We start from the raw sequence: 17954 nt of genomic DNA, 5'->3' as shown, positions 1-17954 counted from the left end.
GGCCCGCCCCGCCGCACCACCCGGTCGCCGGTGCGGTACATCCGGGCGCCGGGCACCGGCGAGTACGGGTCGGCGACGAACACGGCGGAGGTGCGCCGCGGGTCGCGCAGATAGCCGCGGCCCACCCCGGTCCCGCCGACGTACAGCTCGCCCGGCACCCCGGCGGGCACCGGCCGCAGCCCGTCGTCGAGCACGTACAGGCCGGTGTTGCGCACCGCCGACCCGATCGGCGCCCGCACCCCGGGCACCTCGCCGGCGTCCCGGATCACGGCGTGGGTGACATCGTCCGAGCACTCGGTGGGCCCGTACGCGTTGACCAGCGGAATGCCGGGGAAGCAGCCGAACCAGCGGCGGCACAGCTCGGCCGGCAGCGCCTCGCCGGTGACCACCAGCCGGCGCAGCCGCGTCAGGTCCGGCACCGGCGCGCCCGCGTCCCAGCTGTCGAGGGCCGCCCGCAGCAGCGAGGGCACGACCTCCAGGATGGTGATCCGCTCCGGGCCGACCATCCCGAACAGCTCCGCCGGGTCGGCCGCCGTCCGCTTGGACACCACCCGCAACAGACCGCCCACGACCAGCGGGGACAGCATCTGCCACACCGAGATGTCGAAGGTGACGGGCGCGTTGTGCACCACCGTGTCGCACGCGGTCAGGTCCAGGTCCGCCACCTTCGCCAGCAGGTGGTTGACCATGCCACGGCGGTGGACCATCGCGCCCTTGGGGCGGCCGGTGGAGCCGGAGGTGAAGATGACGTACGCCAGGTCGTCGCCCGCCCCGGCCACGGGCGCGAGGTCGTCGGGCGCGTCGCGGTGTCCGTTCACCGTCAGCACGGGGAGCCCCGCGCCCACCTGCGAGGCGAGTTCCGCGTGTTCGGCGTCGGTCAGCAGCAGCGCCACCCCCGCGTCGGCGACCAGCGCGGCCGTACGGGCCATCGGCGCCGTCACGTCCAGCGGCACCCACGCCGCGCCCGCGCCCAGCGTGCCGAGCACCGCCGTCACGAAGCGGGCCCCGGGCGCGGCGAGCACGCCCACCAGGGCGCCCGGGCCGATGCCGCGGCCGGTCAGCTCCCGGGTCAGGGCGCTGCTCCGGCCCACCAGCTCCTCGTAGTTCAGGGTCTCCCGGCCGTCGGTGACGGCCGGTGCCTCCGCCTGCTCGTGGGCCAGCGCCCGCACCCGCTCGACCACGTCCGCGAACGGGTCCTCGGGCGCCGGGTCGGCGGGCAGGTCCAGGACCCGCTCGCGCTCGCCGGGCAGCAGCGCGTCCAGTTGCCCGAAGGGCCGGTCGGGGTGGTCGAGCAGGGTGCGCAGCAGCCCCGTGAGACGGTCCATGACCGCGGCCGCCTCCTCGGCGGGGTACAGGTCGGGCGCGTAGCCGAGGTCCAGCCGCAGCCGCTCGCCGGGCAGCGCCATCAGGCTCAGCGGGTAGTGCGTGGCGTCCTTGGCCGCGAGATCGGTGACGCGCAGCCCGGGCGCGGGCTGCTCCATCCGCGCCGGGTCGAGCGGGTAGTTCTCGAAGACCAGGACGGTGTCGAACAGCTCCCCGGCGCCGGCGGTCTGCTGGATGCGGGTGAGGCTCAGGTGCTGGTGGGGCAGCAGACCGGTCTGCCGCTCCTGGAGCGTGGTGAGGATCTCGGCGAAGGAGCGCGCCGGGTCCAGGTCCACCCGCACCGGCAGGGTGTTGATGAACAGACCGACCATCGTCTCCACACCGGGCAGCCCCGGCGGCCGGCCCGAGACCGTGCCGCCGAACACCACGTCGCGCAGCCCGGTGAGGGTGGAGAGGGTGGCCGCCCAGGCGCCCTGCACCACGGTGTTCAGGGTCAGGCCGCGGCCGCGCGCCCAGGCGGTCAGCTCGGCGGTGAACGCCGCGGGCAGCTCCACGGCGTGGTGTGCGGGCAGGCCCGCCGCCCGCCCGGTCGCCGCCGGGGCCACCAGCGTGGGCTCGTCGAGCCCCGCCAGCGCCTCGCGCCACGCCTCCTCGGCCGCGGCCCGGTCCTGCCCGGCCAGGTGCGCCAGATACGACTTGTACGGGGTGGCGGGGGTGAGGCTCCCGGCGGCGTCCCCGCCGTACAGCACGAACAGCTCGCGCACGATCAGCGGCATGGACCAGCCGTCGAAGAGCATCTGGTGCGCGGTCAGCACCACGCGGTGGGCGCCTCCGCCCAGGTCCATCACGATGAACCGCAGCAGTGGCGGGCGGCGGACGTCGAACCGGCGCACCCGGTCCTCGTCGGTCAGGCGCCGCGCCTCGTCGGCCCGCTCCCCGGGCGCCAGGCCGCTGAGGTCGGTCTCGGTCCACGGAACCTCGACGGCGCGCGGGATCAGCTGCACCGGGTCGCCGTTCCCGCGGTAGCGGAAGGCCGCCCGCAGGTTCGGGTGGCGCCGCAGCAGGGCGCCGGCCGCGGCCTTGAGGCGGGCCGCCTCCAGCGGGCCCTCGAGGTCCAGGACCAGCTGGACGGCGTACACGTCCAGCTCGGCCTGGTGCTCGTACACCGCGTGGAAGAGCAGCCCTTCCTGGAGCGGGGTCAGCGGCAGGACGTCCTGGAAGTTGGACCGCCTGGCGGTCGGTCTCGCCGGCCGGAGCGCGGTTCCGCCCGCTGGCTGCATAGGATTTCCGCTCATAGGGACCACTCATCCATCTCGTCTTCGAACTCGTCGATCTCGGCCTGGCTCAGCTCCACCAGGTCGACATCGGAAGGGGTGTGCCCGCCCGAATCCGGGCTCTGGGCGTGCAGGGCCAGGGCCGCCAGCGCGCGGAACCAGGCCTCGGCGATGTGCCGCGCGTCGTCCTCCGGCAGGAGGTCCGCCGCGAAGGTCCAGGCGGCGACCAGCCGGGGCCCGTCCGGGCCGTCCTCGGTCAGGGCGTTGAGCCCGAGCACGTGCGGCAGCGGCAGGTCCGGGTCCGTGCCGGCCGCCACCAGCGCCGACTCCGGCGTGACGGACCAGTCCTCGGCCACCGGGGCGGGCAGCCGCCCCAGGTAGTTGAAGCCCAGCTGCGGCGGGTCCGCGGCGACCAGCTCGGGCGCGGTGTCCGGGGCCAGCCGGCGCAGCAGCCCGTGGCCCAGGCCGTGGTCGGGGAGGGCCCGCAGCTGCTCCTTGACCGCCTTGAGGACGAGACCGGCGGCGGGCCCGCCCGACCAGGCCTCGGCCCAGTCGACTGCGCCCAGATCGAGGCGCACCGGGCAGGTGGTGGTGAACCAGCCGACGGTCCGGCTCAGGTCCACCCCCGCCGTGAACTCCTCGCGCCCGTGGCCCTCCAGCTCCACCAGCACCGCCGAGCTGTCCTCGCCCCTGCGCCGCCTCCAGTCGGCCACCGCGAGCGCGAGCCCGGCCAGCAGCACGTCGTTGGCCTCGGTGTGGAAGGCGGCCGGGACCTCGGTCAGCAGCGCCGCCGTGGTGGCGGTGTCCAGGGACATCCGCAGGGTGCGGGCGGTGGCCGTGGTGTCCCGGGCCCGGTCGAGCCGGCGGCCGCCCAGCGGCGGATCGGGGGTGGCCACCACCTCGCGCCAGTACGGCAGTTCCGCACCGCGCCGCACCGTGCGCGCCTCGGCCGCCAGCAGGCCGGACCAGTGGCGCAGCGAGGTGCCCACCGGTTGCAGCGCCACCGGGGTGCGGTGGGTGACCGCCTCGTACGCCTGGGCCAGGTCGGGCAGCAGGATCCGCCAGGACACCCCGTCCACGACCAGGTGGTGCATGGTCAGCAGCAGCCGCCCGGGGCGGCCCGGGCCCGCGTCGAACCACACCGCCTGGACCATGACGCCCTCGCGCGGGTCGAGCCGGGACTGGGCGGCGGCGGCCGAGCCGGTCACCGCCTCGGCCCAGGACTCCTCGGGCAGCGAGGCCACCCCGACGCGGGTGAGCAGCTCCTTGGCGCGCACCGCGCCCGGCTCGGCGATCCGCAGCGACCACGCCCCGGCGGTGTCCTCCAGGCGGGTCCGCAGCGCGTCGTGGTGGTCGAGCAGGGCTTGCAGCGCGGCGGCCAGGGTGGCCTGGCTGGCGCCGGCCGGGGTGCGGACCACCACCGCCTGGTGGAACCCGGCGAACTCGGCCCCCTGGGAAAGCTCCTGGAGCCACAGCCCGATCGGGGTGGGCGCCAGGGTGCCGACCCCGTCGTCCGTGCCGAGCACCACCTGTTCGGTGGCGGGCTTGGCGGCGGCCGCGAGCGCGGCGGGGGTGCGGTGGGTGAACACGTCCTGCGCGGTGATCAGCAGCCCGGCCTTGCGCGCCCGGCCCACCAGCTGGATCGAGACGATCGAGTCGCCGCCCAGGTCGAAGAAGCTGTCGTCGGCGCCCACCCGCTCCAGGCCCAGCACATCGGCGAAGACCTGGCACAGCGTCTCCTCCTGCGCCGTGACCGGCGCCCGGCCGGTGGCGCGGGCGGTGAAGTCGGGCGCGGGCAGCGCCGCGCGGTCCAGCTTCCCGTTGCCGGTCAGCGGCAGCGCGTCCAGCGTGACGAACGCGGCGGGCACCATGTAGTCCGGGAGCCGCCCGGCCAGCCGCTCCCGCAGCAGCGCCGCGTCGGGCGCCTCCTCGCCGGCCGGTACGACATAGCCGACCAGGCGCTTCTCCCCGGGCCGGTCGGAGCGCACGACCACCGCGGCCTGGGCCACACCCGGGTCCGCGAGCAGGGCGCTCTCGATCTCCCCGGGCTCGATCCGGAAGCCGCGCAGCTTGACCTGGTCGTCGGAGCGGCCGACGTAGTCCAGCGTCCCGTCGGGCAGCCAGCGCACCAGGTCCCCGGTGCGGTACATCCGCGCGCCCGGCTCCCCGTACGGGTCGGCGACGAACCGCTCGGCGGTCAGCCGCGCCCGGCCCAGATAGCCGCGGGCCAGCCCGGCGCCCGACACGTACAGCTCCCCGGTGACCCCGGGCGGCACCGGCCGCAGCGCCGCGTCCAGCACCCGGACCCGGGTGCCGGCCAGCGGGCGGCCGACCGGCGGCTTCACGGCCCCGGCGAGCGGCTCGCTGACGGTGGCGCACACGGTGGTCTCGGTCGGCCCGTACGCGTTGATCATCCGGCGCCCGGCCGACCACCGCTCTACCAGCTCCGGCGGGCAGGCCTCGCCCGCCGTGATGACCGTGATCCCCTCCGGCATGGGCAGTTCCTCCGGCCAGGCGGAGAGCACGGTCGGCGGCAGGCAGACCACGTCGATCCCGGCCTCGGCGATCAGCGCCGCGAGCGGCTCGCCCGGCGCCCGGTCCCGCTCGTCCGCCAGCACCAGCACCGCGCCGGTCAGCAGCGAGGTGCACACCTCCCACGCGGCCGCGTCGAAGCTGAACGAGGCGAACTGCAGCACCCGGGTGCCCTCCCGCACCCCGAACGGCTCGCCCTGCGCGGCCAGCACCGCCACATTGGCGTGCGGCACGACCACGCCCTTGGGGCGGCCGGTGGAGCCCGAGGTGTAGATGACGTACGCCGGGTGCTGCGGCGCGAGCGGCCGCAGCCGGTCGGCGTCCGCCGGGGCGTGCGCGGGCGCGGCGGCCAGCCGGGCGGCCGTCTCCGGCGCGTCCAGGGCGAGAATCCCCTCCGAGCGCTGGAACGCCTCCGCCCGCTCCACCGTGGTGAGCACCGCCGCCGGCCGGGCGTCCGCGATCACATAGTCCACGCGGTCCTGCGGATACGCCGGGTCCACCGGCAGATACGCCGCCCCCGCCTTGAGCACCCCGACCACCGCGACCACCGCCTCGGCGGTGCGCGGCAGCACCAGCGCCACGGTGTCCTCCGGGCCCACACCGAGCGAGATCAGATGGTGCGCGAGCCGGTTGGACCGCTCGTCCAGCTCCCCGTACGTGACCGGGCCCGTGCCCGTGGCCAGCAGCGCCGTGCGGCCCGGGTCCCGCGCCACCCGGGCGGCGAACAGCTCGGGGAGCGTGGCCGCCCCGGGTGCCTTGGCGTCGCGGCCGGACCACGCGCCGAGGATGCGCGCGGACTCCTCGGGCAGCAGGGCGTCCAGCCGGCTCAGCGGCCGGTCCGGCTCGGCCGTGGCCTTGCGCAACAGCTCCACCAGGCGCTCGGCGAGCGTCGCCGCGCTCGCCTCCGTGAACAGGTCCGCGCTGTACTCCAGCTGCCCGGCGATGCCCCCGGGCGCGCCCTCGGGGCCGTCCTCCTCGGTCAGCTCGAAGGCCAGGTCGAAGCGGGCGGTGCCGGTGGGCACCGGGGCCATGGTGGTGGTCAGGCCCGGCAGCCCGAAGTCGGCGGGCGCGGTGTTCTGGAAGGCCAGCATCACCTGGAACAACGGCTGCCGCGACAGCGAGCGGGCGGGGCTCACGGCATCCACCAGCGCCTCGAACGGCACGTCCTGGTGGTCGAAGGCCGCCAGGTCCGCGGCGCGCGCCCGCCCCACCAGCTCCCGGAAGGTCGGATCGCCGGACACGTCGGTGCGCAGCACCAGGGTGTTGACGAGGAAGCCCACCAGGCCCTCGAGCGCCGTCTCGCCGCGCCCCGCCACGGGCGTGCCCAGCGGGATGTCCTCCCCGGCGCCCAGCTTGGCCAGCAGCGCCGCCAGCGCGGCCTGCAACACCATGAACACGCTGGCCCCCGTGGACCGCGCCAGCCCCGTGACCGCCGCGCGCAGCTCGGGCTCCAGGCGGAAGTCCACGGTGCCGCCCCGGTAGGAGGGCAGCGCGGGGCGCGGGAAGTCGGTGGGCAGCTCCAGCTCGTCCGGCAGGCCCGCCAGCGCCTCGCGCCAGAAGGCGAGCTGCCGCGCGGCCAGGGACTCCGGGTCCTTCTCGTCGCCGAGCAGCTCCCGCTGCCACAGCGTGTAGTCGGCGTACTGGACCGGCAGCGGACGGTACGCGGGCGCCCGGCCGCGCAGCCGGGCCGCGTACGCCTCGCGGAGGTCCTGCGCGAGCGGCAGCACCGACCAGCCGTCACCGGCGATGTGGTGCAGCACGACGAGCAGTACGTGTTCCTCCCCCCCTGTCACGGCTCGGTTCGCCTCCGGGGCGCCAAAGCCGCTGTCGACGGTCGACCGTGCTCGGCCCCTCGTTCCTCGGGGCCTGTGCGCGCTCTCCCTTTCGACAGCGTCGCGCCCCTTCGGCTCACTCGCCGGGTCGAGCCTGAACAGCTCGGCCCGCAGCGGCAGTTCGGCGCTCAGGTCGAAGGGGCGTGCCGCCCGCTCGGCCAGCAGCGGCGCCAGCCCGTCCTCGGTGGCCGCCGTGACCGGCAGGCCGGGCCTGGCCACCTCGGGGGCCAGCACGACCTGCGTGGCGCGCCCGTCCGCCTCGGGGAAGACCGTCCGCAGGCTCTCGTGGCGGGCGACCACGTCGGCCAGCGCCTCGGCGAGCGCGGCGGTGTCCAGCTCGCCGGACAGCCGCAGGGCCCGGGGCAGGTGGTAGGTCGCGCCGCGGTTGTCGAGGTGGCCGAGGAACCACAGCCGCTGCTGGGCGAAGGACAGCGGCAGCTCGGCCGGGCGGTCCACCGCGACGAGCGGGGGCCGCGCCCGTGCGGCGCCGTCCAGCGAGGCGGCGAGCCGCTCGACGGTGGGCGCGTCGAACAGGGCCTTGATGGGCAGTTCGATGCCGAGCAGCACCCGCAGCCGGCTGACCACCTTGGTGGCGAGCAGCGAGTGGCCGCCGAGGCCGAAGAAGTCGTCGTCGATCGACACCCGCTCCACGTTCAGCACATCGGCGAACAGCTGGCACAGCACCTCCTCGCGCGGGTTGCGCGGCGCGCGGCCCGAGCCCGCCGCGGCGGCGGCGAAGTCCGGCTCCGGCAGCGCCTTGCGGTCCACCTTGCCGTTGACCGTCAGCGGCAGGGCGTCCAGCACCACGAACGCCGCGGGCACCATGTAGTCGGGCAGCGCGCCGGCCACCCGGTCCCGCGCGGCCACCACATCGGCCGGGCCGGACAGGAAGGCCGCCAGCCGGGAGTTGCCCTCGCGGTCCACGGCCACGGTCACCACGGCGTCGACGACGCCGGGCACCTCGCGCAGCACGGCCTCGATCTCGCCCAGCTCGATGCGATGGCCGCGGATCTTGACCTGGTGGTCGACGCGCTCCAGGAACTCCAGCTGCCCGTCCGGCCGGTGCACCACCCGGTCGCCGGTGCGGTACATCCGCGCGCCGGGCACCGGCGAGTACGGGTCGGCGACGAACACCAGCGCGGTGCGGCGCGAGTCGTCCAGATAGCCGCGGCCGACGCCGAACCCCCCGACGTACAGCTCGCCCGGCACCCCGGCGGGCACCGGGCGCAGCCCGTCGCCGAGGACGTACAGGCTGGTGTTGCGCACCGCCGAGCCGATCGGCGCCCGCACCGGGCCCAGGTCGTCCTCGGAGCGGATGAAGGCGTGGGTCACATCGTCCGAGCACTCGGTCGGCCCGTACGCGTTGACCAGCGGAATCCCGGGATAGTACGCGAGCCAGCGGCGGCACAGGTCCACCGGCAGGGTCTCCCCGGTGACCACCAGGTGGCGCAGCGCGGCCAGCTCCGGCCGGGCCGCCCCCGCGTCCCACTCGTCCAGCGCCACCCGCAGCAGCGAGGGCACCACTTCCAGCACGGTGATCCGCTCGGCGTCGGCCAGGCCGAACAGCGCCTGCGGGTCGCCCGCCACCTCGCGGGACACCACCCGGGTGCGGCCGCCCACGACGAGCGCGGACAACATCTGCCAGATGGAGATGTCGAAGGTCACCGGCGCGTTGTGGACCACCGAGTCGTCGGCGGTCAGATCCAGGTCCTCGACCTTGGCGAGGAGGTGGTTGACCATGCCGTGGCGGTGGACCATCGCGCCCTTGGGACGGCCGGTGGAGCCCGAGGTGAAGATCACGTAAGCCAGGTCGTCGCCCTGGCCCGCCACCGGTGGAAGATCCGCCGCGGCATTCCCGGAGCCCTCCGCGCCACCGCTTCCGGCTCCGCCACCCAGCTGGATCACCCGCGGCCACTTGCCGCACGCGGCAAGCACCTGGTGGGCGAACTCCTCCTGGTCCGCGCCGAACAGCAGCGCCCCCGCGCCGCTGTCGGCCAGCAGGGAGGCCCCCCGGGCCACCGGGGCCCGTACGTCCAGCGGCACCCACGCCGCCCCCGCGCCCAGCACCCCGAGCACCGCGGTCACGAAGGCCGCGCCGGGCCCCGCGGCCAGCGCGACCAGCGAACCGGTGGTGAGCCCGGCGCCGGTCAGGGTGCGGGAGAGGGCGTCGGCGCGGGCGACCAGCTCGGCGTAGCTCAGCCGGTTGGCGCCGTCGTCCACGGCCGTGGCGTGCGGGGTCAGCCCGGCGAGTTCCCGTACCCGCTCGACCACGTCGGTGAAGCCGCCGGTGCGTGTCGTGGCGTTCCAGTCGACCAGCAGCCGCCGGCGCTCGGCGGGCAGGGTGACGTCGACCCGGCCCAGCGGCAGGTCGTCGGCGCCGTGTGCGAAGGCCTCGATGGCGGCGAGCAGCCGGTCCTGGTGGGCGGTCAGCTCGGCGTCGGTGTACAGGCTGGGGTTGGCGTCCAGGCGGACCGTCCAGCCGTCGCCCGGCGTGTCCAGGTAGACGATCTGCAGATCGGGCACCGGGCCGGTGGACAGGTTGTGCAGCCGGCCCGTGCACCCCTCGCCGAAGGCGTAGTCCGCCCCGGACTCCAGCACATTGACCGTGGGCCCGAAGGTGGCGTCCGCCTCGCCGGTGAAGCCCAGCTCGCGCCGCAGCTCGTCGCCGCGGTACCGCTGGTGGCGCACGGTGGCCCGCAGCTCGGCCGCGGTGTGCCGCAGCAGCTCGTCGCGGGTCATCGAGGGGCGCACGCTCAGGGCGAGCGGCAGGAAGTTGGCGCGCATCCCGGGCACGGCCCGGGCGGTGGCCCCCGTCCTGGCGGGCACCGGGAGGGTCAGCAGCACCTCCCCGTCGCCACTGGCCCGGGCGGCCCACGCGGCGGTGGCCGCGATCAGCGTCGTGGGCCAGGTGACCCGCGCCGCCCAGGCCAGCTCGCCCAGCCGCGCCACGGTGGACCCGGGCAGCGGGGCGGTGCGGCGCAGGGTGTGGCGGGCGGCCGCCGGGCGCCGCCGGGACAGCCGGGTCGGCTCCGGGGCGGTGTCGAACCGCCCGGACCAGAAGCGCGCGTCGCGGGCGTGGGCCGGGGAGGCGTGGTACGCCTGCTCGTCGGCGAGCAGCTCGGCCAGCGGCGGCAGGGCGCCCGTTTCCGGTCCGTCGTCGCGGGCGTTCCCGGGTTCGTTCGCGTACAGCACGGTCAGCCGCTGGTAGAACACCGCGCGGCTGAAGCCGTCCATCTGGATGTGGTTGGCGCGGGCGTACAGCCGCACCCGACGCGGTCCCAGCAGGTGCAGCTCGCTGTGGAACGCGTCGCCGCCCAGGGAGGAGGGCAGCCGCAGGTCCTCGCGCATCCGGTGGCGGGAGGCGGCGTCGGGGTCGGTGGCGGCGCGGAAGTCCCGTACCGCGAGCGTCCGTTCGCCCAGCGGGTGGATGGTCTGCACGGGCTCGCCGTCGCGCTCGGTGAACCGGGCCCGGACACACTCGGTCTCGTGGATCAGCCGCCACCAGGCGCGCTCGAGCCGCGCCAGGTCCAGCGGGCCGTCCAGGTCGAGGTGGTCGGCCATGGTGAACACGGGGTTGCCGGGGTCGAGCTGCTGCGCGTACCACATCTCCCGTTGCGCACCGGAGAGCGGCAGTTCGAAAAGGGCGGTCTCTCTCATCGTCAGTGCACTCCTGAAGTGACGGCGCCCGGACGGGGAGCCGGCTCAAGCGCGTCCAGGCCGTAGACGTCCTGGACCCAGGTGGGCCGGTAGATGGTGTCCAGGTAGCGGTCGCCGAGATCGGGCGAGATGGCCACGGCGGTGACGTCCTGGCCGGGTCGGTGCTCGGCCAGCCACGTGACGGCGCCGTTGACGACGGTGCCCGTGGAGCCGCCGAACAGAAAGCCGCCGCGGGCCAGGGTGTGACAGGTGCGGATGGTGTCGATCTCGGGGACCAGCACCATGTCGTCGATGTACCGCTGGTCGAACAGGGCGGGCCGGACACCGGCGCCCAGGCCGGGGACCATCCGGGGGCCGGCCGGCGCGCCGAAGGTGACCGAGCCGACGCTGTCGATGCCGACGACCGTGACGGGGGAGTTCGGCTGCTCCTTGAAGTAGCGCGCGCAGCCCATCAGCGTGCCCGTGGTGCCCGCTCCGACGAACAGCACGTCCAGGTCGGGAAACTGCTTTTCGATGGCGGGCGCGGTGGTGCGGTAGTGCGCCTTCCAGTTGTTCTGGTTGGCGTGCTGGTTGAGCCAGACGTAACGCGGGTCCGTGCTGCAAAGGCCCCGTACGAAATCGAGGCGCGCCCCCAGAAACCCGCCGGTGGCGGACGGTTCGGTGATGACGTGCACCTCACTGCCCAGCGATTCGATGACCTGCCGCGTGGACAGGTTGGTCCGTGAGTCCACCACGCAGATGAACCGGTAGCCCTTGGCCGCGGCGATCACGCTGAGCGCCATACCGAGGTTTCCCGAAGAGGACTCGACCAGGATCGTTTCGGGGCCCAGGAGCCCGCCGCGTTCCGCTGCCTCGATCATGGACGCGGCGGCCTTGAGCTTCACCGATCCGGCGAAGTTGAATCCCTCGCACTTCAGGTAGAGCGGATAACCGAACATCTCCCGCAGGTCCACGAAGAGGTCCTCCTCGTTGAACTCCTGCGGCGTCGTGATGATGGGCACGAGACCTTCCCCCTGATCGCCGTATCGCCGTATCGCCGCTAGTCCCAGCCCACGTCCTGCTTGCCGGCCGCGATGTCCCAGCCGACGTCGGGGTCCTGGCCCGCGCCCCGGTCCCACCCGACCCCGGGAGAGGCGACGACGTTGTCCCAGCCGACCTCCGGAACGGAGGCCGCCGCTCTGTCCCAGCCGACGCCCTGCGCGCCCGAGGCGGTCGCGAGAATGACGGCTCCGAAAGCGAGCGAGATGAAGGCGTTCATGCGGGCCGGGGAGTGGGCCGGGGAGTGGGCCGGGGAGTGATTGGCGGCAGCCATGAGTATTCCCTTTTCTCTGGGGAGTGGTTACTCTCGAGTCGTCGGAACCGAGAATTCCAGAATGGGTTTCGAATTCTCGTCCGGTGATAAGAGTCTGTACCGCCCGTAGACCCGGTGTCATGTGTTCACGCTGTCAGGGTCCTGCGATGGCCGGAGAATGCCAGAGGGGATTTGGGAATTCCCTAGGCTTCGCCTCGACGGCCTTCCCACTCCCAGCCGCGGAGTTCATCCTGAGCGAGCAGACGGTCCACGATACGGACCGCGGTGGCCTCGGCCCGCTCCGCGGAAGTGGCGCACAGAAAGAGGACGGTGCCGGCACCCTCGAGATCGGTCTCGGCGTAGACGTGCTCCAGGCCGTCCTCCGGTTCGGCGGCGGCGTACACCAAAGCTCGTAGCTGCCCTGCGTCCACGATGGTACGGCCGCGCACCATGCGTCCCATGACGATGTACATGGCCACCTCTCACGGCTCGATGCCTGGCTGCCGAAGAACTGGTGAATTACTCAACTGCTGCCCGGACGGGCCCCGTTCGTGCCGTAACATGCGAGAGAATGATGATCGGGACGTACGGGTGGGTTTCGATCACGCGCGGGGGCGCGGGGGGCGAGGGGGTACACACGTGCTGGAGATCCTCGGTGTCAGTTCCGCGGCCGAGAGCGTCTACCGAGCCATGCTGGGCAAGCCCGAACTCGGCGTATCGGGGCTGGCCGCGCAGCTCGGCTGGAGTGAGGAGCAGGTCAGGGGCGCCCTGGACGAACTGGCCAGGCTCTCCCTGGTGCGCCAGTCGGACCAGCGGCCCGGCGGGCTCTTATTGGTCAATCCGGAGATCAGCCTGGTGTCCCTGCTGGCCCGCCAGGAGGTCGAACTGACCCAGCGGCAGCAGGAGATCACCTCCGGCCGGCTCGCGATCAGCAAGATCGTCGCCGAGTACGTCGACTCCGTCCAGAACCGGCGCCGCGTGGACGTCGAGGAGCTGAACGGCATCGACATGGTCCGGGTCCGGCTCGAGGAGCTGGCCCATGACTGCACCTCCGAGATCATGGAGTTCACCACCGGCGGGGGGCAGTCGGCCGAGTCCCGGCAGGCCAGCAAGCCGATCGACCAGGCCCTCCTGGAGCGCGGTGTGCACATGCGCTGCGTCTATCTGGAGAGCGTGATCAACCACCCCCAGACGGTGTCCTACCTGGACTGGCTCACCCAGCTCGGCTGCCGGGTCCGGGTGGCCCCCTCGCTGCCGCTGCGCATGGTCGTCTTCGACCGGCGGGCCGCCGTGGTGCCCAGCAACCCCGACAACACCGCGGTCGGGGCGCTGCTGCTGCGTGGCTCGGGGCTGGTCTCCGCCCTGTGCGCGCTGTTCGAGCACATCTGGGAAGACGCCCCGCCCTTCGGCGCCACCCGGCGGCGCGACGAGGACACCGGCCTCACCAGCCAGGCCCGCGCCGTGCTGAGCCTGCTGGCCCAGGGCCACACCGACGAGGTGGTGGCCCGCAAGATGGGCATCTCGGTGCGGACCGCCCGCCGGATCACCGCGGAACTGATGACCCAGCTCGGCGCCCGCAGCCGGTTCCAGGCCGGTGTGATCGCCGGCGAGCGCGGCTGGCTGCAAGGCAGCGTGGACGGGTCTGCGGTACCGGACTGACCGGCGGCGGCCCGCCATGGTCAGCGCGCGGCTGCCGTGCGGAAGGTCCGCAGGGCCACCGGGATCAGTACGGCGATCAGCGCGGCCACCGTGATGACCGAGACCAGCACCGGATGCTGCATCGGCAGGCTGCCGCCACTGGAGGCGGGCGCGTTGCCCCACAGCACCCGGCAGGCCTCGGACACCGAGCTGACCGGGTTCCACTCCACCACCGTGCGCAGCCAGCCGGGCAGGCCGGACAGCGGCATGAAGGAGTTGGACATGAACGAGAGGATGACCAGCGTCAGCGCCGAGATGCCGTTGATGGCCTCCATGTTGCGCAGCACCATCCCCAGCAGCGCGCCGAGCCACAGCATCGCGTAGGCGAAGGCCAGCAGCAGCGCGAAGCCGCCCGCCACGGACAGCACACCGGCGTCGGTGCGCCAGCCGACCAGCAGGCCGATGCCCGCCACCGCCACCATGCTGACCGCCGCCGGGACGAGGTCGGCCGCGGTGTGGCTGACCAGCACCGAGGAGCGGGCCATCGGCAGCGAGCGGAACCGGTCGATCAGGCCCTTGCCCAGGTCGGAGGCCACGCCGAGCGCGGTGATGCCGACACAGGTGAGCCCGATCTGGGCGAACACCCCGGCCATGACGTAGTCGTGGTATTCGACACCGCCGCTGTCCTTGATCGTGATAACACTGGCGAACAGATAGCCGAGGATCACCACCATGGCCACCGGGGTCAGGGCCACCGCGATGAGCTTCTCCGGTGTTCTGCGCAGATGCCTCAGATGCCGGCCGGTCAGGGCCAGCACGTCCCCGATCCCGGCCGACCCGCCCGCGCCCGCCCGGGGCCGGGCCGCCGATGCCGTCACGCCGCTCATGAGCCGTCCTCCGCGGTGGTGGTCTTGTTGTTCTCGCCGGTGAGGTGAAAGAACACGTCGTCGAGCGAGGGCCGGCGCAGCGCGAAGTCGACGACATCTGCCCCGCTGCCCTCCAGCGCCGTGGCGGCGGCCGCGATGGCGCCCATCCTGTCCGCCAGTTGGACGGAAATCCGGTGGCCCGTCTCGTCCACGGTGGGGCTGGCCACGGCCACCGGGCCCAGCGCGGCGAGCGCCGCGGGCAGGTCCCCGGCGGTGGCGACGGCCACCTCCAGCCATTCCTCGCCGACCTTCTGCTTGAGCTCGTCCGGGGTGCCCTCGGCGAGGGTGCGGCCGGCCGCGAACACCATGATCTGATCGGCGAGGTAGTCCGCCTCCTCCAGGTACTGCGTGGTCAGCAGCACGGTCACCCCCTGGGCGACCTGCTCGCGGACCATCTGCCACAGCACCATCCGGCTGGACGGGTCGAGGCCGGTCGTCGGCTCGTCCAGGAACAGCACGGCCGGCGAGGCGATCAGACAGGCCGCCAGGTCCAGCCGGCGCCGCATCCCGCCCGAGTAGGTGCGCACCGGGCGGTCCGCGGCCCCGGTCAGCTCGAACGCGGTCAGCAGCTCGTCCGCCCGCTGCCGGGCCCGCCGGCGGCCGAGCCGCAGCAGCGTGCCCAGCAGGACCAGGTTCTCCCGGCCGGTGAGCAGCTCGTCCACCGCCGCGTACTGGCCCGCCAGGCCGATCCGCCGCCGCACCTCGCGCGGTTCGCGTACGACGTCGAAGCCCGCGACCCGGGCGCTGCCGGAGTCCGGCTCCAGCAGCGTGGCCAGCACCCGGACGGTGGTCGTCTTGCCGGCGCCGTTGTGGCCCAGCAGCCCGAGCACCGTTCCGGCCCGTACCTCGAGATCCACTCCCGCGAGCGCCTGGTGGTTTCCGTAACGCTTTCCAAGATTCTCTGCCGCGATGGCGATATCCACGAATCCCCCTCTCCCAGCCTTCCCTTTCGATGGAATTCCGAATTCCCTTCGAAACGTTCCCTTCGAAACGTGGGAGTTCGGGTATTGATCTGCTGGGAAATGTAGCAGCGGAATCGCACGCCCGGTGCCCGATATGTCCGGATCCGGGTGGCAGTACTCTGCAGCCGCAGCTTGCTGCAAGCTCCACCGGCTCCATGGCCTCTGATCAGCGCCTAGCGTTTTCAACAATCCCCCACGGCCTCCGCGGCTACGGGGCAAACGCCGCTGACCGCAGGAGAGGTAATGGCACGTCATCGAAATTTCGCCGCCGCGCTCGGTGACTGGAGCGCCCGCCACCGGAAGACCGCCGTCTTCGGCTGGATCGTCCTGGTCGTCCTGGTCACCGTCGTGGGCGGCGCCGCGGGACAGAAGACCCTGACCAACGCGGACTACGGCACCGGCGACTCCGGCCGGGCCGAGCGCATCCTCCAGGACGCCGACCTGGCACCGCTCGCCGCGGAGCTGGTCCTGGTGCACAGCGACAAACTCACCGCCGACGACGCCGAGTTCCGGGGCGCCGTCACCGCCACGGTGAACGCCATCAAGGCGACCGGCCTGGTCACCAACCTCCACGACCCGAACACCACACCCGTGGTCTCCGAGGACAAGCACTCCGCGCTCATCCAGTACGACGTCAAGGGCGACCCGGACACCGCGGCCGACCGCATCCAGCCCGTCATCGACGCCGTCGAGAAGACCGACAAGGCCCAGGCCTCGGTGACACTCGGCCAGTACGGCGCCGCCACCGGCCTCAAGGGCATCAACGACAGCCTCGGCGAGGACTTCGCCCGGGCCGAGATGACCGCCCTGCCGGTCGCCCTCGGCATCCTGCTGGTCGTCTTCGGCGCCTTCGTGGCCGCCGTGCTGCCGGTGCTGCTCGCCGCCACCGCCTGCGTGGGCGCCATGGGCCTGCTGGCCCTGACCAGCCAGGTGGTGCCGGTCGACGGCATGACCAGCTCCGTGATGTTCCTCATGGGCCTGGCCGTCGGCGTCGACTACTGCCTGTTCTACCTGCGCCGCGAGCGGGAGGAGCGCGCCGCGGGACGCGACCGGGACACCGCCCTGCACATCGCCGCCGCCACCTCCGGACACTCGGTGCTGATCTCCGGCATCACCGTGGTGGTCGCCATGGCCGGCATGTTCCTGTCCGGGCTGACCGTGTTCAAGGGCTTCGCCTTCGCCACCATCGAGGTCGTCCTGATCGCGGTGCTCGGCTCCATGACCGTCCTGCCCGCCATGATGGCCATGCTCGGCGACAAGGTCGAGAAGGGCCGCATCCCGTTCATCGGCCGCCGCCGCCAGGCCCGCGCCGCGGCCGCCGCGACCGGCGCCGGCCGCCGCAACAACGCCCTGCTGCGCGGGGTGCTCGCCAGGCCCGGGGTGTTCGCCCTGCTGGGCGCCGCCCTGCTGCTGGCCCTCGCCGCCCCCGCCCTGGGCATGAAGACCGAGAAGCTCGGCACCGACAAGCTGCTCCCCGCCGACAACCCGATGGTGTCCGTCTCGGAACGGATCGGAAAGGAGTTCCCCGGCGCGCCCGCCCCGGCCGGCGTGGTGGTCGAGTCCGACGACATCGACTCGCCCAAGGTCACCCAGGCCATCGCCGACTTCAAGAAGGCGGCGCTCGCCTCCGGGCAGACCGGCAAGCAGATCGACGTCACGGTCCACGCCAAGCAGAACATCGCCGAGATCAGCGTCCCGCTGGTCGGCAACGGCAGCGACGCCACCTCCAAGAAGGCCCTCGGGGAACTGCGCTCCACCCTGATCCCCGACACCCTGGGCAAGGTCTCCGGCACCACCGCCCTGGTCCGCGGTGACCTGGCCTTCTCCGAGGACTACAACGACCAGCTCAAGAGCAGCATCGTCCCGGTCTTCGCCTTCGTGATGGGCGTGACCTTCCTGCTGATGCTGGTGTCCTTCCGGTCCCCGGTCATCGCGCTGACCTCGATCGTCCTCAACCTGCTGTCGGTGGGCGCCGCGTACGGCGTGATGACCGCCGTCTTCCAGCACGGCTGGGGCGCCTCCCTGGTCGGCACCGAGGCCCCGGGCGCCCTGGAGTCCTGGATGCCGCTGTTCGTCTTCGTGGTCCTCTTCGGCCTCTCGATGGACTACCACGTGTTCGTGGTCTCCCGGATCCGCGAGGCCTACGACCGCGGGGCCACCACCCGCGACGCCATCGCCCACGGCATCCGCTCCACCGCCGGGGTGGTCACCAGCGCCGGCCTGATCATGGTGGCGGTGTTCGCGGTCTTCGGCACCCTCGCCATGCAGGACTTCAAGCAGCTGGGCGTGGGCCTGGCGGTGGCCGTCCTGCTCGACGCCACCGTCGTCCGGGCGATCCTGCTGCCCTCCGTGATGGCCCTGCTGGGCAAGGCCAACTGGGCCGCCCCCGGCTTCCTCCGCAAGTCCCGCCCCGCCGGGACACACCAGGCGGGCCCGGGCAACGTGGCGGCCCGGGAAACGCAGGGCGTGCCGGTCACCTACTGACCACCCACCTGACCACCCACGAGCCCGACACAGAC

9 protein-coding genes are annotated in these 17954 nt (G+C 73.3%); 2 read left to right on the top strand and 7 right to left on the bottom strand.

The genetic code is table 11. The features are described from left to right. The 5 genes from BBH68_RS07050 to BBH68_RS07030 form a co-directional block, all read right to left on the bottom strand. The coding region (locus tag BBH68_RS07050; RefSeq protein ID WP_141712963.1) for a non-ribosomal peptide synthetase at positions 1-2618 on the bottom strand (2618 nt) is incomplete at its 3' end. Next, the gene (locus BBH68_RS07045; RefSeq protein WP_065959812.1) at positions 2615-10618 is read right to left on the bottom strand and encodes a non-ribosomal peptide synthetase; all 8004 of its coding nucleotides are present in this window, start codon (positions 10616-10618) and stop codon (positions 2615-2617) included. The genes BBH68_RS07045 and BBH68_RS07050, both read right to left, overlap by 4 nt. Before the next feature lie 2 nt (positions 10619-10620). Then, positions 10621-11619 carry a 2,3-diaminopropionate biosynthesis protein SbnA gene (sbnA, locus tag BBH68_RS07040; protein WP_065959810.1) on the bottom strand — a complete coding sequence of 333 codons (999 nt, stop codon included), beginning with the start codon at positions 11617-11619 and terminating at the stop codon, positions 10621-10623. A 38-nt stretch (positions 11620-11657) separates the two neighbouring features. After that, a complete protein-coding gene (locus BBH68_RS07035; RefSeq protein ID WP_065959807.1) occupies positions 11658-11930 on the bottom strand; it encodes a hypothetical protein in 273 nt (90 codons plus the stop codon). Positions 11931-12112: 182 nt separating this feature from the next. Further along, a complete protein-coding gene (locus BBH68_RS07030) occupies positions 12113-12382 on the bottom strand; it encodes a hypothetical protein (RefSeq protein WP_065959806.1) in 270 nt (89 codons plus the stop codon). A 166-nt stretch (positions 12383-12548) separates the two neighbouring features. Between BBH68_RS07030 and BBH68_RS07025 the strand changes: the two genes are divergently transcribed. Beyond that, complete coding sequence (locus tag BBH68_RS07025; protein WP_079150845.1) at positions 12549-13568, top strand: helix-turn-helix domain-containing protein; 1020 nt, start codon at positions 12549-12551, stop codon at positions 13566-13568. A 20-nt stretch (positions 13569-13588) separates the two neighbouring features. Here BBH68_RS07025 and BBH68_RS07020 read toward each other — a convergent pair whose 3' ends face one another. Both BBH68_RS07020 and BBH68_RS07015 read right to left on the bottom strand, forming a co-directional pair. After that, complete coding sequence (locus BBH68_RS07020; protein ID WP_065959803.1) at positions 13589-14434, bottom strand: ABC transporter permease; 846 nt, start codon at positions 14432-14434, stop codon at positions 13589-13591. Continuing rightward, positions 14431-15396, bottom strand: coding sequence for an ATP-binding cassette domain-containing protein (locus tag BBH68_RS07015; RefSeq protein ID WP_065959801.1), 966 nt, complete (start codon positions 15394-15396; stop codon positions 14431-14433). Before BBH68_RS07015 ends, BBH68_RS07020 begins: the two co-directional genes overlap by 4 nt. A gap of 282 nt (positions 15397-15678) precedes the next feature. Here BBH68_RS07015 and BBH68_RS07010 point away from each other — a divergent pair, with 282 nt between their 5' ends. Further along, positions 15679-17919, top strand: coding sequence for an MMPL family transporter (locus BBH68_RS07010; protein ID WP_065959799.1), 2241 nt, complete (start codon positions 15679-15681; stop codon positions 17917-17919). The last annotated feature ends 35 nt before the right edge of the window (positions 17920-17954 follow it).

The organism is Streptomyces sparsogenes, from assembly GCF_001704635.1.
In the GTDB taxonomy this organism is placed as follows: domain Bacteria; phylum Actinomycetota; class Actinomycetes; order Streptomycetales; family Streptomycetaceae; genus Streptomyces; species Streptomyces sparsogenes.
Note: the sequence above shows the minus strand (reverse complement) of the source record. Positions and strands in the feature narration are given on the sequence as shown.

Coding starts and splice junctions, on each gene's coding strand:
- BBH68_RS07045 (WP_065959812.1), bottom strand. CDS start 10,618: ATGAGAGAGACCGCCCTTTTCGAACTGCCGCTCTCCGGTGCGCAACGG.
- BBH68_RS07010 (WP_065959799.1), top strand. CDS start 15,679: ATGGCACGTCATCGAAATTTCGCCGCCGCGCTCGGTGACTGGAGCGCC.
- BBH68_RS07020 (WP_065959803.1), bottom strand. CDS start 14,434: ATGAGCGGCGTGACGGCATCGGCGGCCCGGCCCCGGGCGGGCGCGGGC.
- BBH68_RS07035 (WP_065959807.1), bottom strand. CDS start 11,930: ATGGCTGCCGCCAATCACTCCCCGGCCCACTCCCCGGCCCACTCCCCG.
- BBH68_RS07030 (WP_065959806.1), bottom strand. CDS start 12,382: ATGTACATCGTCATGGGACGCATGGTGCGCGGCCGTACCATCGTGGAC.